The following is a 24794-nucleotide window of genomic DNA, read 5'->3' as shown; positions in this document are numbered from 1 at the left end:
GCTCTCGCGCGGCTTGCAGCATGCACCCTTAAAAAAATGCATGCTCTATGACCGGACAGGCGAACCCGTCCGGACAGGCGAACCCGTCCGGTCATGGCGAGTCAGATAGTATTATTCGGCGGCAAGCTGGATGCGCTCAAAGCCGGTGACGGTGATTTCATCACCAACGGTCTTGCCGGTTTCACGCACGATGTCGCTGATGGTCTTCTTGTCGTCGCGAATGTAAGGCTGTTCCATAAGGCACACGTCCTTCTGGAATTTTTTCACGGCGCCGTCGGCGATCTTGTCCACGATGTTGGCGGGCTTGCCTTCTTCCAGAGCCTTCTGGCGGTAGACTTCGCGTTCGCGCTCCACAGCGGCCTGATCCAGGCTGGCGGCGTCAAGAGCCATGGGGCTGGCGGCGGCCACCTGCATGGCGATATTTTTGGCCAGTTCCTGCACTTCGGGCTTGGCGGCGCTTTCGGCCTTGCCGCAGGTCAGAAACACCAGCACGCCAATCTTGCTGTTGGCGTGGATGTACTGGCCGATGACGGAGCTTTCGCCGGGCTTGGTGTGGCGGGCAAACTTGCCGATCTGCATGTTTTCGCCCACAGAGGCGATAAGCTGGGTCACTTCTTCACCCATAAGGGATTCAAGGGCCACGGCGTCAGCGGGGGCGTTGTCCAGCACGGTCTTGGCCAGCTTGGCGGCCATGTTCTGGAACTGCTCGCCACGCGCCACGAAGTCGGTTTCGCACAAAAGCGAAGCCATGGCCACGGTCTTGCCGTCATCACTCAGGGTCACGGTCACAAGACCTTCACTGGTGGCGCGGCCCGACTTTTTGGCAGCCTTGGCCATGCCCTTCTGGCGCAGCCAGTCAACGGCCTTTTCCAGGTCGCCTTCCACTTCCACCAGGGCTTTTTTGCAATCCATCATGCCGGCGCCAGTCATTTCGCGCAGTTCTTTTACCAGTTGAGCGGTAATAGCCATTGTATTCTCCAAAATGCGTCCGGCCTGAAACCGGAGTTATCAAATAGGCCTGAATAGTGCGGTGCTGCATCCAAACAGGGGCAGCGCAGCCATCTATACTGGTTGCGCTGCCCCCAAAATGCGAAAGCAGAAAAGCCGGTTATTGGGCGGGAGCAGCTTCGGCCACGGCCTCGGCAGCAGCAGCCTTTTGCATGGCTTCTTCAGCGTTGGAGCCTTCGCCCTTGTGGTCCTTGCTCATGGCTTCGCCTTCCGTGCAGGCTTCGGCGAAAGAGGCCACAAAAAGCTTGATGGCGCGGATGGCGTCATCATTGCCGGGAATGATATAGTCAATGACATCGGGGTCGCAGTTGGTGTCCGTAACGGCCACGATGGGGATGCCGAGCTTGCGGCATTCCTTGACGGCGATGTCTTCACGATGCGGGTCGATGATGAAGGCAAGCTGGGGCAGACGGTCCATGTTCTTGATGCCGCCGAGGGTTTGTTCCAGCTTGTTCATTTCGCGTTCCAGAAGCAGGATTTCCTTCTTCTGGTAGCGGTTGATGCTGCCGTCGGCAAACATGACTTCCAGCTTCTTCAGGCGATCAACGCTCTTCTGGATGGTGACAAAGTTGGTGAGCGTGCCGCCCATCCAACGATTGGTCACATAGTACTGTCCGGCGCGACCGGCCTCGGTGGCCACAGCTTCCTGAGCCTGGCGCTTGGTGCCTATGAACAGAACCTTGCCGCCCTTGGCAACAGTGTCCACAACCTTGTCGTGGGCAATGCGGAAGAGCTTTACGGTCTGCTGCAGGTCGATGATATGGATACCGTTACGCGCGCCGAAAATGTAGGGACGCATCTTGGGGTTCCAGCGGCGGGTCTGGTGACCGAAATGCACGCCGGTTTCCAGCATTTGCTTCATGCTGACGTAAGCCATTGGGATTCCTCCAAAGGGTTGTTTTCTTCCACCCACGCCCTGACCCTGCAACCCGATGTTGCGCCTTTGGCGCAAAAAGAACGCCGCCACACGCGGCATTCCACCGGGCACCCCGGGCCGCTGCCTGGGTGTGCTTGATAGAAAGGGAGTACATACATGATCGAATCACGCTTGGCAAGCACGGGTGCGCTCTTTTTGACCGTCAGGCGGCGCAGGGCGTAATTCTTTTGTAGTGTCGGGCCGTTGTCCTCTTGCCGGGCCTGCCGTTGCCCCCTGCCGGGCCTGCCTTTGTCCTCTTGCTGCGCCTGCCGTTGTCGCCTTGCCGGGCCTGCCGTTGCCTCTTGCCGGGTCTGCGCGGGTGAGGTGAGGCGAACCGGTGGTGGCGGGAAGGGACGGGGACAGAAAGGGAGCAGGAATGCCCACAGCGCAAAACTCCGGACGTTGCCGCGCAGTGACGCCAAGTGACGCCAGAGGCGGCCCACGGCCTGCGCTTTGCCGCCCCTTTTCAAACCCCGCCGCAGCCCTTATAGTCTGGGTTCATTTGCCGTAGACTCCCAACAGGCCCCAAAATTATTTGCAGGAATCAATATGAATAACAACGGTTTTACTCTTGTCACCGAACGGCATCTCCACGAAGTGGACGGCATGGCCCGGCTGTGGCTGCATGAGGCCACGGGCGCGCAACTGCTTTCCATCAGCAATACGGATGAAAACAAATGCTTTGGCGTGAGCTTTCGCACGCCGCCCACCGACTCCACCGGCGTGGCCCATATTCTGGAGCACTCCGTGCTCTGCGGTTCCGACAAGTACCCGGTCAAAGAACCCTTTGTGGAACTGCTCAAGGGCTCCCTGCAGACCTTTCTCAATGCCTTCACCTTTCCGGACAAGACCTGCTATCCCGTGGCGAGCTGCAATCTGCGCGACTTCTACAATCTCATTGACGTCTACATCGACGCCGTCTTCCACCCGCGCATCAGCGAGGACATCCTCAAGCAGGAAGGCTGGCATGTGGAAGCCCCCAGCGCCGACGGCCCCTGGTCTTACAAGGGCGTGGTCTATAATGAAATGAAGGGCGTCTACTCCTCGCCCGACTCCGTGCTCTCCGAGCAGAGCCAGCAGGCGCTGTTCCCCGACACCCTGTACAGCCTTGACTCCGGCGGCAATCCCGAGCGCATCCCCGACCTTACCTATGAGGCTTTTTCCAATTTTCACAGCAGCTACTACCACCCGAGCAACGCCCGCTTCTTTTTCTGGGGCGACGACCCGGAAGCCGAGCGCCTGCGCCTTGTCAACGAATCCCTGAAAGGCTACACCGCCCGGCCCGTGAACTCTGCCGTGCCCCTGCAAAAACGCCTGGACACCCCGCGCCAGATTGAAGTGCCCTATGCCGCCTCTGAAGGCGAAAAGCGCGCACTGCTCACGGTCAACTGGCTGCTGGGCGAACGCGGCGACGTGGATCAGGCCCTGCTTATGGAAATGCTGGAGCATATCCTTGAGGGCCTGCCGGGCTCGCCCCTGCGCAAGGCGCTCATAGCCTCCGGCCTGGGCGAGGACACGACGGGCTGCGGGCTTGAGACAGACCTGCGCCAGATGTACTACTCCACCGGTCTCAAGGGCGTGGCCCCAAGGGACGTGCCCAAGGTCGAGATGCTCATCTTTGAAACCCTGGCCCAGCTTGCCGAGGAGGGCATCCCCAAGGCTGCGGTGGAAGCCGCCGTCAATTCGGTGGAATTCGCCTACCGCGAAAACAATTCGGGCCGCTTCCCGCGCGGGCTTTCGGCCATGATCCAGGCCCTGTCCACCTGGCTGTACGACGGCGACCCCCTGGCTCCCCTTGCCTGGGAAGCGCCGCTGGAATCCCTCAAGGCGCGCATCAGCGCCGGTGAGCCGGTGTTCGAGCAGGCCATAAAGGACTGGTTCCTGAACAACGAGCACCGCGCCATGGTCGTGCTGCTGCCCGACACAAACCTTGGCAAAGCCCGCGACGAGGCTGAAAAATCCCGCGTGGACGCCGTGCAGGCTGCCGCCGACGCTGACGCGCGCGCCGCCATGGCGGCCGACACCCTGCGGCTTGAGGAAGTGCAGAGCGCGCCCGACAGCCCGGAGGCCCTTGCCAGCATTCCCGCTCTGGGGCTTGAGGATCTGCCGCGCCACAATGCGCCCATTCCGCGCAACATCGTGGAGCTGCCGGAACCCGCGCTGAGCCATGAACTGCCAACCAGCGGCATTGCCTACGCCACCCTTTTGCTGCCCCTGGCCAATGTGCCTGACCGCCTTGTGCCCCTGCTGCCCCTGTTTTCCCGCTGCCTGACCGAAATGGGCACGGCGCGCCGCGACTTTACGGAACTTGGCGAGCTCATGGCGGCCAAAACCGGCGGCGTGGGAGCCGACACCCTGCTGGGAACCGTGCGTGAAAGCCGCCATACCGTGAGCTATATGGGCGTCTCCGGCAAGGCGGTCTACGACAAGCTGCCGGATCTCTTCGCCATCATGCAGGAAATACTTCTGGAACCCCTCACGGATCAGGCCGTCATTGAGGAGCGCCTGGGCCAGATGCTTCTGGAAGCCAAGGCCCGTATGGAAAACGCCCTCCAGTCCGCAGGCCATGCGGCGGTCAGCGCCCGTTTGCGGGCGCGGTTCACCGGCGCGGGCGCTCTGGCCGAGCGCACCTCCGGCCTGAGCTACCTTGAAAGCGTTCGTTCCATGCTCCAGCGCCTTGAGCAGGAACCGCAAACGCTCATGGCCGATCTGGAAGAATTGCGCGCCCGTATCGTGGCCCGGCCCGGCGCGATTTTTGACTGCACCGCCGAGGCCGCTGGCCTTGTCCTGGCCGAAACCCAGGCGCGCCAGCTGTTGCAGGCCCTGCCGCCAGTCCGCTCCGGCGCGGCCAGCGGCATTGGCGAGTCCCCCATGAGCCTGCCCCAAGCCGAAGCCTTCATCGCTCCGGCCCAGATCAACTATGTGGGCAAGGCCGCCAACATCTATGACCAGGGCTATGTGTACCACGGCTCGGCCAGTGTTATCCTGCGTTATCTGCGCATGGGCTACCTGTGGGAGCGCGTGCGCGTGCGCGGCGGCGCGTACGGGGCCTTCTGCAATCTTGACCGCATGGGCGGCACCCTGGTGTGCGCTTCCTACCGTGACCCCAACGTGGACGCCACCCTTGAGGCCTTTGACGGCATGGCCGAGTTTTTGCGCGGCTTTACGCCCGACAAGGCCCAACTGACCCAGGCCATCGTGGGGGCCATCGGCGATCTGGACAGCTACCTTTTGCCCGACGCCAAGGGCGCGCAGTCCCTGAGCCGCTGGCTCACCAATGATACGGACGCCGCCCGCGCCATCATGCGTGAAGAAATCCTTTCCACCACTGAAAAGCATTTTCGCGAGTTTTCCGAAGTGCTGGCAGAGGCCGCCAAAACTGGGCACATCTGCGTGCTGGGCGGCCCCAAGGCTGAAGCTGCCGCCAGGGAACACGGCTGGCAGAGCAGCAAACTGGTATAAGGAAGCGCTGATGTATTCCGTTTGGCGGACTTGCTTCACTTTTTTTGAAACAGTGAGGACGGAAGCGTCCACTCCTGCTTGAAAAAAGATCGCGCCTTGCCAAACGAAACACCTGCGCGTTTCCAAAAGGCTCTTTAATCAGTGTTTTCATAATCGCCAGGCCGGGGGCGGGCCGTGCGCCCGCCCGTGGCCATACAGCCATGCCCTTCGTCGGAGTAATTCCAAGCGGCAGCCGTCAGGCGACGAAGAAGCCTTATGGATGGCGACAGCATCACTAGAGCATTTAACACTTGAAATGCTCGCGTACGGCAGGCAAAAGCCCGCCTACTCGCATTTCGTGGCAAGGATTTTCAGAAAAATCCTTGCAGAGCATTTAACTCATTTCATTCGTAACCTGCTCTAGTGAAATTGCCCTGATTCCAAGCACAGTACCACCAAGTGACAATGGAAAAAATCCATGCGCCTGCTCTTCTGTACCCATGCCATAGACAACGGCGGCTCCGGCCGCAGCCTCTTCGTGCTGGCCCGCCAGTTGTCGCATCGGCATGACATACAGGTGCTCAGCATGCTGCCGCCCGATCCGTCCAAGGCAGCCCTTGGCAACTACGCGGCCCTGGGCATCCCTGTGCATGTCTTTCCCCATCCGTCACTGAAGCTGGTGTACGCGGGGTGCGCCGCGCCGCCGGATGCCACGGCGCAGGGGCTGCCCTCGGCCCCGGATCTGCCGCAAACCCTGGCCGCCTGGGCCGAGGCCGTGTGCTTTAACGGCTTTCCCTGCGCAAACCTCATCCCTTTCTTTCCAGAGCAGCGCAAAGTGCTTATCGCCCGTGAAGTGGTGCTGGAAGAATCGCCGGAACTGGACGCCACGGGCGTGTTTTTGCGCGAGCACCTTCACGCGGCCGCGGCCATCGGCCCGGTGGAAGCCCGCCAGCTGGCCCGGTGGGGCATCCCGCACCGTATCATATACAATTCCCCCATGAAGCCGCCGCGCTTTCACCCGCTGCCCCCGGCCCCACCCGTGCGCTTTGGCTTTTTCAGTGAATTGCGCCCGCAAAAAGGGCACGACATCCTGCTGAATGCCTGCCTTGAGGCCGCGACGGCCCTGCGCGCCCACCATGCTGAAGTGCACTTTTACGGCGTGGACGCCACAAGGACGGATCATCCCCTTGTGGGGCAGATACTGGACTTTCTGGCGCGCACGGGCCTTGAAGATATTGTGCGTCTGCACGGCTGGACCGACAATGTGGAAGCGGCCATGCTGTCCATGCACTGCATGGTCAAGCCGGACGGCGCTGGCCACCCGTGGACGCGGGACATCATCGAGGCCCTCTCGCTGGGACGCCCGGTCATTGCCACTGGCACGGAAGAAGGCTTTATCCGGCATGGCGAAAACGGACTTTTACTGCCGCCGGGCAACGAATACGCCCTGGCCGCCGCTCTGGCACGCACAGCCGAACACCCCGCAGTGCTTGAACTGGCAGGCAGAAAAGCCGCCGCCACGGCAGCGTCCCTTTTCCATCCCATCCGCAACGCGGCAGGCATTGAAAGCCTGCTGACGGGGCAGGCCCGCTGCCATGCCTGATCCTTCCCGGTCGGCCCGCGCCGGGGCAGAGGTACGCGCCGGGGCAGAGGCACGCCCCGGGGCAGAGGTACGCGCCGGGACAGATGTACGCGCCGGGGCAGAGGCACGCCCCGCGCCGGAGCAGACGCGCAAGGGCGGGGGCCAGCGGCTTGAAGGCCGCATCGCCGCGCCGTCCTTTGTCATTGCCGCCAATGTGGCCGACAACGCCTCCTTTCTGGCTCACAAGGTGGACGAGGTGGGCCTGTGCCTTTTTGAAACGCGCGGCTGCCTGGACTATGGGCCAGCCGACCTGCCAGCCTCCCTTGCCCACCTGCCCCTGCGCTGGCATGCTCACCTGCCCGTGGATCTGCCCTGGCCCGCCAGCGCGGCTGCAAACGCGACCAGCCCGGCCCGCGAGGCCGCCCAACTGGCACTGGCCGTGCTGGACAGGGTGTACGCCCTTGTGCCCCAGATGACCTTGCAGGCCGCCGTGCTGCACCCGCCCGAGGGTTCCCCCGCCTTGCAGCGCCGCCTGCTGGCGGATTTCGCGAGGCACTGGCACGCGCAGGGGCACGCCGCGCCGCCCCTGCTGCTGGAAAATGTGGCGCACAGCGATGTGTTCTGCCTTGGCGGCAGCTTCCTCGCAGACCACGGCCTGGGCCTTTGTCTGGACGTAGGGCACCTCCTGGGCTATGTTCAAAAAGGGCTGCTGCACTCCGCACTGCCGCGCCAGGCGGCCATGCTGCACTGGAGCGCTCCGGGCAACGGCGACCAGCACCTGCCGCTCACGGCCTTCACGCCGGAGCAGCGGCACATCGCGCAGGGCCTTATGGCTGACGCGCCGCCCACAGCCACACACATGATCGAAGTTTTCAACTGGGACGGCCTCTCGGCCTCATTGCCTGTTTTGGCGGCCCTGGCGGGCGAAGACTAATGAAACGACAGCTGGCCCGAAAAGTCCTTGAAAAGCCAAAACATACAACCCGCGCTGCCGCACAATCAGGGGCCAGTCCCCCGAAGGATGACCCAATAATGTTGCCCACTGCCGAAATTGTCGCCCACATGAAGGACTGGCGACAAAATCTGGACAAAGATGACCGCTGGTGCATTCTCATCAATGCCGATCCTGACGCTCTGGCCTCGGCCATGGCTTTGAAACGCCTTCTTCTGCCCAGGGTGCACAATGCCGATATCGCCCGCGTCAATGAAGTGACCCGGCCCGACAATCTGGCCATGATACGGTACCTGCGCATCCCCGTGCGCGCCTGGCAGCCCGAAAAGGCCGACCAGTACACGCGCTTTGCCATCGTGGATTCGCAGCCGCACCACCACAAGTCATTTCAGGGCATTCCCTTCGACTGCATCATTGACCACCACCCCCTGCCGCCGCCCACGTGCGGCACGGCCGCGCCCCTGCACCCCTCTTTCTGCGACATCCGGCCAGGGCTTGGCGCCACCAGCACCATCATGACGCGGTATTTTCAGGCCCTGCGCCTGCGGCCCAGCCCGCGTCTGGCCACAGCCCTGCTCTACGGCATTCGCACGGATACGGCGGCTTTTGAACGGTCGGGCGACGAGGACGATTTTCGCGCCTATCAGTGGCTGTCGCGCCATGCGGACAACAACTTGCTGCGCCGCATCATACGCAGTGAATACCTGCGCGAATGGCTGCCGCTTTTTTCGCGGGCCTTTCGCGGCCTTACCGACTGCCGGGGCAGCGGGGCCTTTGCCTGGCTCAATGAAGTCAGCAGCGGCGACCTGCTGGTGGCCGTGGCGGACTTTTTTACCCGTGTTCACGGCCTCAAATGGATCGCGGTCAGCGGCATTGTGGACAAAACCGTCATTGTCATCTTTCGTGGTGATGGAGCCAGAGACATTGGCCGCCTGGCCGACGCCTGTTTTTATGATGTGGGACAGGCCGGGGGGCACCGCACCCTTGGCCGGGCAGAGTTCAGCCTGGACGCCGTGCCGGAAGACGTGAAGCCCGCCGACTTTGTGCTCAAGCGGCTTGAAACCCGCAAGCTGCGGCCCCAGACCGCGCACGAAGCCGCGCCAGCCCCGGCCCCGGCCGCTACTCCGGCCGCTGCCCTCGCCGCTGCCGCTCTGGCGCACACGCCGAATGAACATTCGGACTGCAAAAATAAGAAATAAAATCAGTACAGTAAAAAAATATGCCGCTTTTTCAACAATATTCTTGACACGCCACGGCCAAGAGGCGTAGTTCTTTTGCAGAAGTTTTTTAAAAGGATTTTTGTTATGCAGCGCATTTCTTCCAACCACACCTCCGCTTACGCCGCTAGCTTTTATAGCTGGTATTTTTTTGCGTACTTTACGGATGCCTGTGGTCGGGAGCTTCGCTGACGCGAAAATACAAGTTAGCAAGTTCAAAGGGCCGCAGGCAAACCGCCGGCGGCCCTTTTCTTGTATGGGCAGCCGGGCACAAAAATGTCATCAGCCGCGCGGTCCATGGCTACAGGCAGTATGTACTTGATCTGCAATACGCAGCACAGCAACTGAAAGGAGCAAGCCATGTACCTTGGCAAAAAAGTCCGCCTGGAACGCATCATCAATCGTGAGAACGGCCGCACCATTATCGTACCAATGGATCACGGCGTTACCATCGGCGCTGTCGACGGCCTTGTAGACATGCGTGGCGCCGTCAATGACATGGCCCTCGGCGGCGCGGACGCCGTACTCATGCACAAGGGCCTTGTGCGCTGCTCCCACCGCAGCGCGGGCAAGGACATCGGCCTCATCGTCCATCTTTCCGCCTCCACGGCGCTTACGCCCAACGGCAACACCAAGACCCTGGTGGGCACGGTGGAAGAAGGCATCAAGCACGGCGCGGACTGCGTTTCCGTGCACGTCAACCTGGGCGACCCCAACGAGCGCCTCATGCTGGCCGACCTTGGCCGCGTGGCCGAAGCCTGTGACAACTGGCATATCCCGCTGCTGGCCATGATGTACGCGCGCGGCCCGCAGATCAAGAACGGCTTTGACAAGAACATCGTGGCCCATTGCGCCCGCGTGGGCGTGGAACTGGGTGCGGACATCGTCAAGGTTCCCTACACCGGCGATGTGGACAGCTTTGCCGAGGTGGTCTCCTCCTGCTGCGTGCCCGTGGTCATTGCCGGGGGCGAACGTATGGAATCCACCCGCCAGATACTCCAGATGGTTTCCGACTCCGTAGCAGCGGGCGGCGCGGGTATTTCAGTGGGGCGCAACGTTTTTCAGCATCCCAACCGCGTGGCGCTCGTCAAGGCCCTGCGCGCCATCGTGCACGAAAACGCCTCTGTGGCTCAGGCCATGACCATCGTGGGAGAATAGGCATGTCACGCATTTACTTCAATTGCACTCCCTTTGACAAAGGCGACGTAACGCTGGCCCTTGAGTCCGGCGTGGACGGCGTCATTGTGCCCCGCGAGCATGTGCAGCAGGTGGCCGGTCTTTCGCGCTGCACCGTATGGGCCGCCGAAGAAACGCCCATGGTGGAACTCAATGCCAAGGCTGATGAAGAGGCCGTGCTGCAAAGGCTGCTGGCCGGGGAGCGCGTTGTGCTGGCTCGCGGCTGGGAGGTTATACCGGTAGAAAACCTTCTGGCGCAGAGCGACAGTGTGCTGGCCGAGGCCGGAACGCTGGACGAGGCCCGCCTTGCCGCAGGAATTTTGGAACGCGGTGTGGCGGGCATTGTTGTATCCAGAGGGGCCGTGTCTGATCTCAAGGATATCGTGGCTCAGTGCAAGATGGCCCGCACCCGTGAAGAACTTCAGACTGCCGTGATCACCCGTGTGGAGTCCGTGGGCCTGGGGCACCGCGTCTGCGCCGACACCCTTTCGCTGTTGCGCAAGGGGCAGGGCATGCTGGTGGGCAACTCCAGCGCGTTCACCTTTCTTGTGCACGCCGAAACCGAGCACAATGAATACGTGGCCGCACGTCCTTTCAGGGTCAATGCCGGAGCCGTGCACGCCTATGTGCGCCTGCCGGGCGACCAGACCACCTACCTTGGCGAATTCAGGGCCGGGCAGGAAGTGCTTGTTGTGGACTATACCGGTGAAACCAGCGTCGCCACCCTTGGGCGGGTCAAGATTGAAGTGCGCCCCATGCTGCTGGTGGAAGCGCAGGTGCAGACCGATGACGGCGTGAAGACCGGCGCTGTTTTTCTGCAGAATGCCGAGACCATCCGCCTGACCACGCCAGAGGGCGAAGCCGTGAGCGTTGTGGGCCTCAAGCCCGGCGACCGCGTGCTCTGCCGCCTGGACGAAGCTGGCCGCCACTTTGGCATGCGCGTGCGCGAAGATATTCAGGAGGTTTAGCATGGACGGCAGCAACAGCCACTGGCCCGATGCCGCCCGGCACAATGCGGGGGGCCAAGAGCAGCCCGGCAATGCCGAGGATCGCCTTTCGGCCATCCGCACTGAAATAGACGCGGTGGATCAGAATCTGCTGTCCCTTTTCAACCGCCGCGCGGCCCTGAGCCGCGAGGTGGGGCACATCAAGGCCGACGTGCCGGGCATCATCTTCAAGCCCGTGCGTGAAAAGGAAGTGCTGGACAGTCTGGCAGCCCGCAACCCCGGCCCCTTGCCAGAAGACCATCTGCGGGCCATCTGGCGCGAGATTTTTTCTTCCTCACGCGCCCTGCAACGGCCGCAAAACGTCGCCTATCTTGGCCCGGAAGGCACATTTTCCTATTTTGCCGGTGTGGAGTATCTGGGCCACGCGGCCACGTTCCATCCCTGCAACGATTTGACGCAGGTCTTTGAGGAAGTGTCTTCGGGCAATTGCGAGCTTGGCGTCGTTCCGCTTGAAAACTCCCTGCAGGGCACTGTGGGCGTCAGCTTTGATCTTTTTCTCAAGCACGATGTCTTTATTCAGGCCGAACTTTTTTCGCGCATATCCCATTGCCTGTTGAGCAATGCGCCATCCCTGGCCGCCGTGCGCACGGTGTATTCGCACCCGCAGCCCCTGGCCCAGTGTGGCGGCTGGCTGCGCGCCCATCTGCCCAATGCGGGGCTGGTGCCGGTGGAATCCACCGCCGCAGCCGCACAGCGGGCCGCGCAGCCGGATCAGGGGCACACCGCCGCCATAGGGCACGGCAAGCTGGCCGACCTCATGGGCCTTGGCATTCTTGCCAGCCGCATTGAGGACGAGCCCGGCAACTGGACGCGCTTTGTCATCATCGGCCCCAAGGTCAGCGGCGGACAGGGCGGCAACAAGACGCAGAACCCGCAGCCCGGCCACACCGGAGCGGACAAGACCTCGCTGCTCTTCACCCTGCCGGACAAGGCAGGGGCGCTTTCGCACGTGCTGGACCTGCTGGCCAGGAATGACATCAATATGCGCAAGCTGGAATCGCGCCCCCTGCGCGGCCAGTGCTGGAAGTACGTGTTCTTCGCCGATGTGGAAAGCGATCTGGAAGACCCACGCTATACCAACCTGCTGACAAAACTGCACGAAGCCTGCACCAGCTTTCGCATTCTGGGCAGCTACCCCATGGGCCCGCAACTGGACCGCCTTGACCTTCATACGGAAGAATCGGAGCAGCAAGAATCATGAACCAGACCAAGGATAGCGTGACCGCCGCCAGCAAGGCGGATGTCACGAACACGGCGGAAACAGTGGCGGTCACCGCGCCTGCCTCAAAGTCGGTTTCGCACCGCTACCTCATGGGTGCGGCCCTGGCTCACGGCACGTCCATTGTGCGCCACACGCTTGAAAGCCGCGACCTGGAACGCACCCGCGCCATCCTTTGCGCCGCTGGCGCGAAGATGGAAGAACTGCCCGAAAGCACGCCCTCCTCCGGGGCCTGGCGCGTCACGGGCATGGACGGCAGGCCTTCGGGCGGCACAACCGCAGCGCCTCTTTCCTGTGACGTGGAGGAATCCGGCACTACCTGTCGCCTGCTGACGGCCGTACTGGCCGCCGGGCACGGGGTGTTCCGCATCCACGGCGCAGGCCGCATGCACGAGCGGCCCATTGCCGAACTGACCAATGCCCTGGCGACCCTGGGTGCCAAAACCGTTTTTGAAGAAAAGCCCGACTGCCCCCCCTGCGTGATCACCGCCGACGGTCTCGATCCGGCGCGCTGCGGCGGCATAGTGGAACTGGGCATGGATATTTCAAGCCAGTATTTTTCAGGCCTGCTGCTGGCCGCACCCATGGGGCCGTCGCCCCTGACCCTGTCGCTCGGCGGGAGCAAGGCCGTGTCCTGGCCCTATGTGGGCCTGACCCTGCAATGCCTGACGGATTACGGCATCAGATTTGAAGTGCAGACCCGCCCCGATGCCGCAGACGCGTGGCAGACCCTGCCCCACGGCGCATGGCGTCAGCTTGCCGAGGCCAGGCCAGGCTGTTTGCGCGTCACCGTGCATCCCGGCCGCTACCAGGCGGGCGAATACACGGTGGAGGGCGACTGGTCCGGCGCGTCCTACCTGCTGGCCGCCGGAGCCCTGGGCCGCCGCCCTGTGCGCGTGGAAGGGCTGCGGGCCGATTCCCTTCAGGGCGACCGCGCCATGCTGGAAATCCTGCAGAAAATGGGCGCGCTGGCGAGCGTTGAACCGCAGGCCGTCACGGTGTACCCCTCCCGCCTGCACGGCGTGGAACTGGATATGGGGCACTGCCCCGACCTTGTGCCCACGGTGGCCATGCTGGCGGCCTTTGCCCAGGGTTCCACGCGCATCCGCAATGTGGCCCATTTGCGCCACAAGGAATCTGACCGCATCAAGGCCCCTGCCACGGAACTGGCCAAAACCGGCGTCATTGTGGACGAGCTTTCGGACGGCATGCTGATCAACGGCCTGGGCGGCCGCAACAACGGCAAGCCCAATCACCCCGTACTGCCCGAAGGGCAAAGCCTCTCGGCCCACAATGACCACCGCATCGCCATGTCCCTGGCCCTGCTGGATCTGTGCCTGCCCGAGGCCACGGTGCGCTCGCGACTGGATGACCCCTCTGTGGTCAGCAAGTCTTTTCCGCAATTCTGGAACATCTGGGGGCGGCTGGCATGACAGGGCATTTTGGCTCGGCCCTGAAAACAGGGGCGAGCGCACAATCGCAGACAGGATGTCAGGACGGCCAGACCGCTCAGGGCAGGCAGACCACTCATACCGACCAGACTGCCCATACTGGTCAGACTACCGAACTTGGCCAGGCAGGGACGCGCCACACTGCGCCCGCCCACGCGCGGGGCAAGACCGTCGTTATTGGCTCACAGGGGCGCATGGGGGCCATGCTCATACAGCGCGCCCAGGCCGCCGGTCTGGACATAGCCGGGGCGGACGTGCCCCTTACGCCGGAAAAACTGGCGCATGCCTGCGCCGGAGCGGCCCTGGCCATCATATGTGTGCCCGCCGCCGTGTTTGAAGATGTGACCGCCGCAGTTTGCCCCCATTTGCCGCCCACGGCGGTGCTGGCCGACATCACCTCCGTGAAGGAGCAGCCCCTGCGCCAGATGGAACGCCTCTGGGACGGGCCTGTGGTGGGGACGCACCCGCTTTTCGGCCCCAGCCCCGAAGCCGACGCGGATCTGCCCGTGGCCATCACTCCGGGCCATCATGCGGGGCCGGAACACCTGGCCCTGGTTGAAGGCTTTTTTGCCGACCTTGGCTGCCGCACCTTTCAAACCTCGGCGGAAAAGCACGACAAGGCCATGGCCCGCATCCAGAACATGAACTTTATCACCAGCCTGGCCTATTTTGCCCTGCTGGCCGGGCAGGACGATTTACTGCCCTTTCTCACGCCGTCCTTTCGACGGAGGCAGCACGCGGCCCGCAAGATGCTCACGGAGGACGCCCGCCTCTTTTCCGGGCTGTTCGAAGCCAACGCCCACAGCCACGAAGCCGTGCGTCAGTATCGGCAGATGCTCAACCTCGCCGCTGCTGGCGACATAGATCTGCTCTGTGAACGGGCTGGCTGGTGGTGGCCGGAGGACGAGAGCGAGGGTGAAAACGGGGCCGCGTAAGAAGCCCCAAATGTGCTCCAAAATGCGGCCCCAAATACGGGCAGTCACAAAGACCGGATGTAAGGGCTGAAGCTGCGCTTACGCCTCCCGCCAGAGCAATTTCAAGCGGCAGCCCTTAGGCGACGAAGAAGTCTTACGGTTGGCGACAGCATCGCTCGTGAACTAGCTCTAAAGAAGCACTTATTAAGGAGCCTCCTGGAAACGCGCAGTTGTTTCGTTTGGCAAGGCGCGAGCTTTTTTGAAGCAGGAGTGGACTCTTCTGTCCTAGAGCAGATCAACTTTGAAATGTTTCACATTTCAAAGTTTTCATTCAGCTGAAAATGCGATTTGCGGCTGAATCCACGCCACGTTGTGGCGCGCTGCACTCTCGTGCAACGTTAGAGCATTTACACTTTTTCAAAGTTAAAATGCTCTCGACTGTTTCAAAAAAAGTGAAGCAAAGCCGCCAAACGGAATACATCAGCGGCTCCCTAAATCCTGCGCCGACGCACAGCGCCCTCCACGGCGTCGCCTTCACGCAGGTACAGGCTCAATCCCAGCGAAAGCAGCAGCAAACCCACAAAAACAACGTCCGCAGCTCCGTAGCTGCCAGTGATTTCATAGGAATATCCCATGATGGGATATCCCAGGCAGCGCAGCATGATGAAGATGGACACGAACTTGTACGAGGGCAAAAAATTGTCGCTGCCGTAATAGTAGGAAACCACGGCGGGCAGCACTGTCCACAATCCGCCTACGCACAGGCCGAAGCTGAGGCTGAAGACGGTCATTGTCCACACATTGGGCGGCAAAAAGCCCAGACACAGACTTGCGGCGCAGGCCAGCATGATGCCGTGAACGGCGGTCAGGGGCGTGAAGCGGTCGCAGGCCCAGCCCCACACATACTTGCCAAGGGCCGCGCACAGCGCGGCGGAGCAGGCCAGCAACATGGCCGGATAGGGCGCAATGCCCAGGTCCACAAAGCGGGGCTTCATCTGGCTCATGACCGAAGAACTGACCATGAGCGCCAGACCAAAGGTCATGCCCAGGCAGAAGGCGCGGGGCGAATGCAAAAGCCCGGTGAAGGATGTGTCCGGCGCGCACTGCTTGCGGCTCATCGGGGGGTCATGCCTTCTGCCGTCCGGGTGCATGTGCATGGCCTGCGGCGTATCGCGCACCAGCGCCCAGGACAGGGGAGCCAGGGCGCAGGTCAGCAGGCCGAGCACAAGATAGGCCGTACTCACGTCAAAATGGTTGATCAGCACCATGGACGCCAGAGGCAGAACAACGCCCGACAGCGATGTGCCCGCGTTGGCGACGCCAAAAGCCCGGCCGCGAAAATAATAGAACCAGTTACTCACCAGGGCATTGCCCACCACGCCGCCGCAGATCTGGGTGGCGCTCCAGGCAATGGTGAACAGCAGGGTAAAGAGCGCCATATTGCCCGTCATACCCTGAAAAATGGTGGCAACACCGCCCACAAGCGCCCCCGAAGCCATCAGGCGGCGCAATGAAAACCGTGCGGAAAGCGAAGCCGCCACCGGCATGGCCAACTGCCCCACAAGGGCGGCCACAGCCATACTGACGTTGAGTTCAGCGCGCGTCCAGCCATAGGCCTCGCACAGTGGCTCCATAAAGGCGTTCATGCAGTAGAGCACGCTGCCCTGCAGCATGAAGTTGCCGCCCATGGACAGCAGACTGATTTTCCACCCGTAAAACATGGCTTCCTCAATATGCGGCATGGGCTGGCCAGAACATGGCAACCATGCAGGTTTCGCTTTTGACGTGCGCCGTTGTGACGCACATGTATCTTTTTGCACATACACCCCTTGCGCCCCACCCTCAAGCCTGTGGATTGCGGCCCGACGCGCTGCACGGCGAAAGTGCCCGGCGAAAGTGCCCGCGAAAGTGCCTGGCCAGCGCACCGGGCACGCTTTTTGCTCAGTGCATGTGGCGCGGCCCCTGCCCGGAACCGCGCCAATAAAACGACGGCGGATACGGCATGTTCGGCACGCAGAAAGACCCCAGCAAAACAGAAAAAGCCACCCCAAAGCGCGTCAGCAAACAGCGCGCCGAGGGCAATGTTCCCAAATCGCAGGAACTTGGCAAGGCTGTGAGCCTGCTTGGCGGCATGTCCATTCTTTATGCATGGATAGGCCCCATGAGTGAAGAAATAAAAAACATCTTCCGCCATTTTTTGAGCCACGCCTGGGAGTTCGACCCCAACCCCGAAAATGTCTACAGCCTGACGCTGGACCTCATGGTGGAGGTGTGCAAAATCACCATGCCCGTGCTGCTCACGCTGGCCTTTCTGAGCATGCTGGCCCAACGCCTTCAGGTGGGCAAGCTGTGGACCACCAAGGTGTTCAAGCCCAAGATGCAGCGCTTCAATATCTTCAAGGGCATCAAACAGATGCTGTTTTCGCCCCAAACGATATTGCGCACCATAAAAAGCCTGATGTTTTCCATTATCCTGTCCGTCATTCCCGCCTGGATCATCTACAAGGAATACGAAAACTTCCTTCCCATGTATTATTCCACCACCGAAGGCGTGGCCATATACATGCTGAAGATGGCCTTCAAGCTGGCCAGCTATGCCCTTATCCCCATCCTTATCATTGCCGCTTTTGACGTGTGGCAGTCGCGCTACGCCTACAAAGAAAACATGAAGATGACCAAGGACGAGGTAAAGGACGAACAGAAGCAGGCGGACGGCGACCCCAAGGTCAAGAGCCAGCAGCGCAAAAAGATGATGGAGGCCATGAGCAGACGCATGTTGCAGGACGTGCCCAAGGCCGACGTTGTCATCACCAACCCCACGCATATAGCCGTGGCCCTGCGCTACAACACCGCAGAGGCCCCGGCCCCGGTGGTTGTGGCCATGGGCGCGGATCACCTGGCTGAAAAAATCAAGCAGGTCGCCCGCGAAAACAAGGTGCCCATCCGCGAGAATGTGCCTCTGGCACGGGCTTTGTATAAATCAGCCGAGGTGGGCGACATGATCCCCGAAGAGCTGTACAAAGCTGTGGCCACCGTATTGGCCGCCATCTGGAAGCTCAGGCCAAGAGTGCATAATTCATAGTTTTTCCGGCGCGCGCAAAGTGTTGCGGCGCAGAAGCGAGGTGTCAGAAAAATGGCTGCTGCAAGCTTACCGAAGATGGATTACAGCAGGTTTTCCAAGCATGGCGAAATCATGCTGGCCGCTGGCGTGGTCATCATCCTTTTTGTCATGCTGGTGCCCCTGCCCACCTTCTTTCTGGACATCATGCTCTGCGTGAGCATCTCCATAGCCCTGCTGGTGCTCATCACCACCATGTTCATGACCTCCCCGCTGGAGTTCACCATCTTTCCTTCCCTGCTGCTGGTGACGACATTGCTGCGGCTGTCGCTCAACGTGGCCGCCACCCGTCTTATCCTGCTCAACGGCGACATGGGCGTGGACGCGGCAGGCTCGGTCATCCGCGCGTTCGGCGAGTTCGTCGTGGGCGGCAGCTACGTTGTGGGCGCGGTCATATTCATGATCCTGTTCATTCTCAACAAGGTGGTCATCACGGCAGGTACCACGCGCATCGCCGAAGTGGCCGCGCGCTTTACCCTGGACGCCATGCCCGGCAAACAGATGGCCATCGAGGCCGACCTCAACGCCGGACTCATAGACGAAGAACAGGCCACGGCCCGCCGTAACGGCCTGCGCAAGGAAGCCGACTTTTACGGCGCCATGGACGGTGCGTGCAAATTCGTTTCAGGGGACGTGAACGCAGGCATGTTCATTACCCTGGTCAATATCGTCGGCGGCATCATCATTGGCATGGTGCAGAAGGATATGGACTGGAACACCGCCCTCACCACCTATTCCCTGCTGACCATCGGTGACGGACTGGTTTCCACCATTCCCTCCATCATCGTGTCCACGGGCACGGGCCTGCTGGTGTCGCGCGCCGCTTCCGAAGCCAAGATGGGCGAAGAATTTCTGGCGCAGCTCACCTTCAACAGCCGGGCGCTCAGGATGGTCTCGGCCGTGCTGCTGCTTTTTGCCCTTGTTCCCGGCCTGCCCACCCTGCCCTTTCTGGTCATCTCCGCGCTTATTTTCACGGTGGCCCGCCTCACGGACAAAAACGAAGCCGACGACCAGGCCAGAGAAAAGAAAGAAAAGAAGGCTGCGGCCGGTTCCGGCACAGCCGACACCCCCGAAGAAGTGCAGGCCCTCCTGCCGCTGGACACGCTGGAGCTTGAAGTGGGCTACGGCCTCATTCCTCTGGTGGACGAGGAGCAGAGCGGCAACCTGCTGGCGCGCATACGCTCCATCCGTCGACAGTTCGCCCTGGACATGGGCGTGGTCATCCCCTCGCTGCACCTGCGTGACAACCTGCAACTCAAGCCTGGCCAGTATTCCCTGCTCATCAAGGGCAATCAGGTGGCTTCGGCGGAAATCCTTGTTGACCACTTTCTGGCCATGGACCCCGGCAACGTGACCACCAAGATCAGCGGCATAGAAACCCGCGAACCGGCCTTTAACCTGCCCGCCCTCTGGATACCGGACAGCCAGCGCGAAGAAGCCATGCTGGCCGGCTACACTGTGGTGGACCCGGCCACGGTCATCGCCACCCATCTGACGGAAGTGTTCAAGCGCCATCTGTCCGATTTTCTCGACCGTCAGGCCGTGCAGGGCCTGCTGGACACCGTGGCCAAGCATTCGCCCAAGGCCGTGGAAGACCTTGTGCCCAACGTGCTGCCCCTTGGCACGGTGCAAAAGGTGCTGCAACTTCTGGTGCGCGAAAATGTGGGCATACGCGACATGCTCACCATTGTGGAAACCCTGGGCGACTTTGGCGCGGGCATCAAAAACCCCGAAATACTGGCTGAATATGTACGCGAAAAGCTGGCCCGCTCCATCGTGCGGCCCTATCTGGACAGCCAGGGCACCCTGCCGGTGCTCACCCTGGCCCCCAATGCCGAGCGCATGGTGCAGGAAGGCGTGCGCCAGGCCGATACGGGCGCGACCTTTCTTTCGCTCAATCCGGCGGCGGCCCAGCGGCTTGTGCAGAACATCAGCGCCTCTGTGGAAAATGCCGTCAGTACCGACGGTCAGCCCGTGCTGCTGGTCAATCCCATCATACGCCCGCACCTGGCCCAGCTGGTCACCCGCTTTCTGCCCTCGGTGGCCGTGATTTCACAGGCTGAAATTCCGCCGGACATCCGCCTGCAGGCAGTGGGCAGCGTAGCGGCCGAATAAATACCGCTTTGCACTATGACAAACAAAAAGCTGAGAGCCTGCAAGGCTTTCAGCTTTTTTTGGGCAATTTCACTTTGAAATTTCTCTGGCGGCTGCGTGAGCAGACGCCCGCCGCAGAGGCGCAAGCCCTGCGGGTAACGGCTGCCGCGAAGACAGCACCGCTATGCACTTGTGCAGGTACGCGCCGGAGCAGCGCATGTTGCACAATGAAATGCCTTATAGGTACATGTGTCCTTTTGCCGAAAAATGCGCTTTTCGGCAGAAGGACACGGTCGGATCTTTTGTCGGTATTTTCGGATCTTTTGTCAGTATTTGACGTTCGGCACGTGGCCGTGCGCTTCATAAAAAAACGTTTTCGGCTGAAGAATCACTATCTCATCGCTGTTTTTATCAAAACTCAGCAGCCCGCGAGACTGGGCCTCGCGCATGGCCTTGTACAGCGTGATGCGGTGCATGCCGAGCAAATCCGCCATTTCAAAAAGCGGCATATCACGTTTGGCTCGCAAGGGATTGGAGCCGGGTATGATCCGCTCTGCCAGAAATTTGCACACTCGCGTAAGGTGCGACTCAACGCTCAATGAAACCACCTGCTGCGCCAGAAGCGCCACCTTGACGCTGTAGCTCTGGCAAAGATTGAGCAAAAGGTCGGGTCGCGCCTTGCCAATACGCTGCAACTCATCCATGGAAAACCGCTGCACATAGCAGTTTTCCACAGCTTCGTACTGAAAGTCGGCAGTATTCAACGACAATGGCACATTGTCGTGCCCACTGAAAAACAGAATTTTTTCATTAAAGCAGCACCCCTCGCCAAGATACCATATGATCTTTTCTCCGCCATTGGCGGAGAGCGCCGTCAGGCGCAGCCTGCCGCTGACAAGAACATACATATAGTCGTCTGGGAAGGTACTGCCCTTGGGGTACAGTCGAGGTTCCTCGCTGGAAACATTCTTCCAGCATTCATTTTGGTTTACCAATTCGGCAAAAGACATGAGATTTCCCCGGGAGGAAGAAATGGAATAGGAAAGGCGCGGCCGCCTAATGGCTCTGGGAGAGTGTCAGACATATGGACTGGCGCAGAGACAGGGCCGGGAGCCGGCTCGATTTGGAAGGCCTGTGCGATGGCCACACAGGGACAGGAATACCCTGACTTGCCCTTGAGGCAGCTAAACTATATCCCAAAACACGTGCTTTGCCTAGCCATAGGGCGCAACCATGAAATTCTTGCTGCAAGCAGCCGAAAAAACGGCACAAGGCGGCAGTCAGGTTGGCCCCTAATTTGCATTTATCCAGAGAGCCGTCAAACAAACGGCGTAAAAAGGCAATAACGGGCGGCCCAACCGCCGTCAGTCAAAGGAATGGCCATGCAGGTAAAGACGTTCACTGGCGCCACATCGCAGGAGATTCTGGCAAGAATCAAGGCTGAAATGGGGCCCGACGCCGTAATCCTGGGCAACCGCACCTACCGCAAAAACGGTGCTGTCTGTCACGAGATCACGGCAGGCATGGAGCGCCCCCAGGCAGACAATACCGCGCCTGCTGGCGTAGTTCCCGGTGCATGGGGGGAATGGCACAAGGAATGGCAGCAGATCAAAAACCAGATTTTTGCTCTCATGAAGCCCGCCATTCAGCTTGAGCGTCTTACGCCCCGTCAGCGTATCGCCCTCGAGTATTTGCAGCGCGAAGGCATTTCTGACGCTGTGGCCGTGGATCTCTATCAGCGCCTCATATCCCAGCCCGGAGCCTCCGTTCTGGAATGCCTGTGCGGCATGGTTCCTGTCAAAGGCTGGGGCCCGGCAGGCTGGGATCAACGCCTGCACCTTATGGCAGGGCCCTTTGGCTTTGGCAAAACCACCTCGGCCCTGCGCTTTGCCCTGCATTGGCGCAAGGCCCGCCCAGAAGCGCGCATTGCCTTTATCAACGCGGATTGCCTGCGCGGCAGCGGACGGCTCATCCTGCGCCACTGGGCCGAACTTTCCAATTTCAGCTATCTCGAAGCACCCGACAAGGCCGGAATGGAAGCCGCCCTGCGCGCCACCGCCGAAGCGGATCTGGTTTTTGTGGATGTGCCGGGGCTTGATCGGTCCACCACTCTCGCCCAGTGGCGGGAAGAAATGGGCCTGGCCGATGTTGCGGCCGCCACCCATTTGACACTTTCTCCATACTGCGACGCCATGCAGACCCAGGCTTTTTTGAAACGCTACAAGAGCGACGGGCCGGGGTCGCTGGTATGGACAAAGCTGGACGAAGCTGTGAGCTTTGGTAGTATAGTCAACGTTGCGTGGGCCGCAGGTTTGCCCGTATCGGCACTCTCATACGGCGCAGAACTCAAAGAAAGCCTTTCTCCAGCCACCGAACCGCTGGTCTGGCGACTGATTTTTAAAAGGCAACTTCCCGGCCAGGCGGCCTAGCCCGGCCATAACGATGCGGAGCACACTGATGAGCGGCACTTTTCCTCTGGTATTTTCCGTCACTTCCGGCAAGGGCGGCGTGGGCAAGACCAATATTTCGGTCAATCTGGCCATATGCCTTGCGCAACTGGGCAAACAAGTGGTGCTCATTGATGCCGACCTGGGCCTTGCCAATGTTGACGTTGTTCTTGGCCTGACCCCGCAGAAAAACATTTTCCATCTGTTTCATGAAGGGGCCAGCGTGGGGGACATTCTCTTTCCCACACCCTACGGCTTCTCCATTTTGCCCGCTTCTTCCGGCATGAGCGAAATGCTCACCCTTTCCACCGGGCAGAAACTGGAACTGCTGGACGCCGTGGACGAACTTGAGGATGATCTTGATTATCTCATAGTGGATACCGGCGCAGGCATCAGCGACAATGTGCTGTATTTCAACATGGCCGCCCAGGAACGCCTGGTGGTGCTCACCCCGGAACCCACATCGCTGACAGACGCCTACGCCCTTATCAAGGTGCTCAAGACCAATCACGGCGTGGAGCGCTTCAGGGTGTGCGTGAACATGGCCCCTGATCAGAAAACCGCCAAGGAAATGTTCGTGCGTCTGCATCAGGCCTGCGATCACTTTTTGAGCGGCGTTTCGCTGGAGCTTGTGGGCGTGATTCCGCGTGATACGGGCGTGCGCAAGGCCGTGGTGCAGCAGCTGCCTTTCTGCGTGAGTGAACCGCAAGGCCCGGCGGCACGCGCTGTCATGGATCTGGCGCACAACATCACGCAATGGGAAGTACCGGAAAATCTTGACGGCAACATCAAGTTCTTCTGGAAAAAGCTGCTGTTCCGCTAGAGCATGGCGCCTTTGAGATACTGCCTGCTCAAAAGCTGAAGACGCCGCCCTGGCACATGACCGCGCAAAGAAACCCGTGCTTGTGGATGGCGCAAAAGTATCGTGCAGAAGTGTCGTGCAGAAGCAGAGCGCAGAAGTATCGCGCAGAAGTGTAGCGCAGAAGTATCGCGCAGAAGTGTAGCGCAGAAGAATGACACAAACGGATAGCAAATGAACTGCGCCTCCCGGCCAGGGCCTGCCCTCGCAGCCGCCGCGCTGCCACAGGCAACGGATCGGGATTCCGCCCCTGACTGCAGGCTGGCGGGCCGGACGGCCTGCCCCCCCATCAACCCTGACGTGGATCAACACGTCCTGTCCAGCCTGGCGGGCGCGGACAGCGGCGTAAACAGACACACTACGTGTCACGGGGTAGAGCAGTTTACGAATGAAATGAGTTAAATGCTCTGCAAGGATTTTTCTGAAAATCCTTGCCACGAAATGCGAGTAGGCGGGCTTTTGCCTGCCGTACGCGAGCATTTCAAGTGTAAAATGCTCTAGAAGAGGCAATACCGGAAAATCCCGGAAGGACAACATCATGAAAGCCAGCACAGCCCAAGCGCACATGCCCTGCCCCTGGGAAGCGCTAGAAACCGGGGCCACAGCCTGGGAAAAATTTTCTCCGGCCGAGCAGGAATCTGTGGTGCGCCACTATGCGCCCAAGATACGCTTTCTGGCTCTGCGCCTTAAGGCCAAGCTGCCCCGCAGCGTAGAACTTGGAGAACTCATCAGTTCCGGCACGTTGGGCCTTATGGAAGCCCTGGGCAAGTTTCGCCCACAGCTCGGCATACGGTTTGAAACCTACGCCGAAAGCCGCATCCGTGGCGCCATGCTGGACGAGCTACGCAGGCTGGACTGGTTCCCGCGCTCACTGCGGCAGCGGGTGCGCGTGCTGGACGAAGCCATGCGCAAGGTCGAACACGAGCACGGCCGGCAGGCCACTGAACAGGAACTGCAAGATATTACCGGGCTTGCGTTGCGGGATGTGCGTCAGGGGCTTGAAGCCCTGCAAAACCAGCTTTGGCTGTCATTGGACTCCATTCAGGATACGCTTGCAGGTGATGGACAGGAACCCGGCGGCGAACCCTACCGCAACACGGCCTTTCGTGAGCTTGTGGAGCGGGTTGCTCCGCTTATAGAGCGCTTGACGCCAAGGGAAAAGCTGGTACTGTCGCTCTACTATACTGATGAGCTTAATATGCGTGAAACTGCTGAAGTCATGGGCATCACAGAAGGTCGCGTTTCACAATTGCACTCGCAGGCATTGAGCCGTCTGCGCAAAGAGTTCATCAGCCTTTATGGTGAGGGCGCTGACATATCATAATGCTTACGGAGGACGCGCGGCATGGCCTGCCCTCCCAGACGGCGCCCGAAGGCGTTAAGGAGTTTTATT

18 protein-coding genes are annotated in these 24794 nt (G+C 60.6%); 14 read left to right on the top strand and 4 right to left on the bottom strand.

Features of this window, described 5'->3' with window-relative positions:
- Positions 1-111: 111 nt before the first annotated feature.
- Positions 112-969: a translation elongation factor Ts gene (gene tsf / locus RBR41_RS07460; protein WP_320351954.1), complete on the bottom strand. Its 858-nt coding sequence runs from the start codon at positions 967-969 to the stop codon at positions 112-114.
- A gap of 139 nt (positions 970-1108) precedes the next feature.
- On the bottom strand, positions 1109-1885 hold the full coding sequence (gene rpsB / locus RBR41_RS07455) for a 30S ribosomal protein S2 (protein WP_320351953.1): 777 nt from the start codon (positions 1883-1885) through the stop codon (positions 1109-1111).
- Between the two features lie 588 nt (positions 1886-2473).
- On the opposite strand from rpsB, the gene RBR41_RS07450 reads away from it, so the two are divergent.
- The 9 genes from RBR41_RS07450 to RBR41_RS07410 all read left to right on the top strand — a co-directional run bounded on the left by RBR41_RS07450 (position 2474) and on the right by RBR41_RS07410 (position 14904).
- On the top strand, positions 2474-5386 hold the full coding sequence (locus RBR41_RS07450; RefSeq protein ID WP_320351952.1) for an insulinase family protein: 2913 nt from the start codon (positions 2474-2476) through the stop codon (positions 5384-5386).
- A gap of 457 nt (positions 5387-5843) precedes the next feature.
- Complete coding sequence (locus RBR41_RS07445) at positions 5844-6968, top strand: glycosyltransferase (protein WP_320351951.1); 1125 nt, start codon at positions 5844-5846, stop codon at positions 6966-6968.
- Positions 6961-7881: a cobamide remodeling phosphodiesterase CbiR gene (gene cbiR, locus RBR41_RS07440; protein WP_320351950.1), complete on the top strand. Its 921-nt coding sequence runs from the start codon at positions 6961-6963 to the stop codon at positions 7879-7881. The genes RBR41_RS07445 and cbiR overlap by 8 nt, the downstream gene beginning before the upstream one ends.
- 98 nt (positions 7882-7979) lie before the next feature.
- Positions 7980-9098, top strand: a complete 1119-nt coding sequence (locus tag RBR41_RS07435; protein ID WP_320351949.1) for a DHH family phosphoesterase — start codon at positions 7980-7982, stop codon at positions 9096-9098.
- A 378-nt stretch (positions 9099-9476) separates the two neighbouring features.
- Entirely contained in the window at positions 9477-10274 is a 798-nt protein-coding gene (locus RBR41_RS07430) for a 2-amino-3,7-dideoxy-D-threo-hept-6-ulosonate synthase (RefSeq protein ID WP_320351948.1), read from the top strand.
- A 2-nt stretch (positions 10275-10276) separates the two neighbouring features.
- The gene (locus RBR41_RS07425) at positions 10277-11260 is read left to right on the top strand and encodes a 3-dehydroquinate synthase II family protein (RefSeq protein WP_320351947.1); all 984 of its coding nucleotides are present in this window, start codon (positions 10277-10279) and stop codon (positions 11258-11260) included.
- Between the two features lies 1 nt (position 11261).
- Complete coding sequence (gene pheA / locus RBR41_RS07420; RefSeq protein ID WP_320351946.1) at positions 11262-12500, top strand: prephenate dehydratase; 1239 nt, start codon at positions 11262-11264, stop codon at positions 12498-12500.
- Complete coding sequence (locus RBR41_RS07415; protein ID WP_320351945.1) at positions 12497-13951, top strand: 3-phosphoshikimate 1-carboxyvinyltransferase; 1455 nt, start codon at positions 12497-12499, stop codon at positions 13949-13951. The genes pheA and RBR41_RS07415 overlap by 4 nt, the downstream gene beginning before the upstream one ends.
- A 212-nt stretch (positions 13952-14163) precedes the next feature.
- The gene (locus tag RBR41_RS07410; protein WP_320351989.1) at positions 14164-14904 is read left to right on the top strand and encodes a prephenate dehydrogenase/arogenate dehydrogenase family protein; all 741 of its coding nucleotides are present in this window, start codon (positions 14164-14166) and stop codon (positions 14902-14904) included.
- Between the two features lie 470 nt (positions 14905-15374).
- Here the strand turns inward: RBR41_RS07410 and RBR41_RS07405 are convergent, their stop codons facing one another.
- Positions 15375-16625: an MFS transporter gene (locus RBR41_RS07405; RefSeq protein WP_320351944.1), complete on the bottom strand. Its 1251-nt coding sequence runs from the start codon at positions 16623-16625 to the stop codon at positions 15375-15377.
- Between the two features lie 260 nt (positions 16626-16885).
- Here RBR41_RS07405 and flhB point away from each other — a divergent pair, with 260 nt between their 5' ends.
- Both flhB and flhA read left to right on the top strand, forming a co-directional pair.
- On the top strand, positions 16886-17965 hold the full coding sequence (gene flhB / locus RBR41_RS07400) for a flagellar biosynthesis protein FlhB (protein ID WP_320351943.1): 1080 nt from the start codon (positions 16886-16888) through the stop codon (positions 17963-17965).
- A gap of 51 nt (positions 17966-18016) precedes the next feature.
- On the top strand, positions 18017-20116 hold the full coding sequence (gene flhA / locus RBR41_RS07395) for a flagellar biosynthesis protein FlhA (protein WP_320351942.1): 2100 nt from the start codon (positions 18017-18019) through the stop codon (positions 20114-20116).
- 305 nt (positions 20117-20421) lie between these two features.
- Here flhA and RBR41_RS07390 read toward each other — a convergent pair whose 3' ends face one another.
- On the bottom strand, positions 20422-21105 hold the full coding sequence (locus RBR41_RS07390) for a Crp/Fnr family transcriptional regulator (protein WP_320351941.1): 684 nt from the start codon (positions 21103-21105) through the stop codon (positions 20422-20424).
- A 372-nt stretch (positions 21106-21477) separates the two neighbouring features.
- Here RBR41_RS07390 and RBR41_RS07385 point away from each other — a divergent pair, with 372 nt between their 5' ends.
- From RBR41_RS07385 to RBR41_RS07375, 3 genes are all read left to right on the top strand, one after another.
- The gene (locus RBR41_RS07385) at positions 21478-22524 is read left to right on the top strand and encodes a flagellar biosynthesis protein FlhF (protein WP_320351940.1); all 1047 of its coding nucleotides are present in this window, start codon (positions 21478-21480) and stop codon (positions 22522-22524) included.
- Between the two features lie 28 nt (positions 22525-22552).
- Complete coding sequence (locus RBR41_RS07380; RefSeq protein ID WP_320351939.1) at positions 22553-23365, top strand: MinD/ParA family protein; 813 nt, start codon at positions 22553-22555, stop codon at positions 23363-23365.
- 574 nt (positions 23366-23939) lie between these two features.
- The gene (locus tag RBR41_RS07375) at positions 23940-24725 is read left to right on the top strand and encodes a FliA/WhiG family RNA polymerase sigma factor (RefSeq protein ID WP_320351938.1); all 786 of its coding nucleotides are present in this window, start codon (positions 23940-23942) and stop codon (positions 24723-24725) included.
- The last annotated feature ends 69 nt before the right edge of the window (positions 24726-24794 follow it).

It is taken from the genome of Desulfovibrio sp. (assembly GCF_034006445.1).
Taxonomy (GTDB): domain Bacteria; phylum Desulfobacterota; class Desulfovibrionia; order Desulfovibrionales; family Desulfovibrionaceae; genus Desulfovibrio.
The sequence above is the reverse complement of the archived record's forward strand: the minus strand, read 5'-3'. Positions and strand labels throughout refer to the sequence as shown.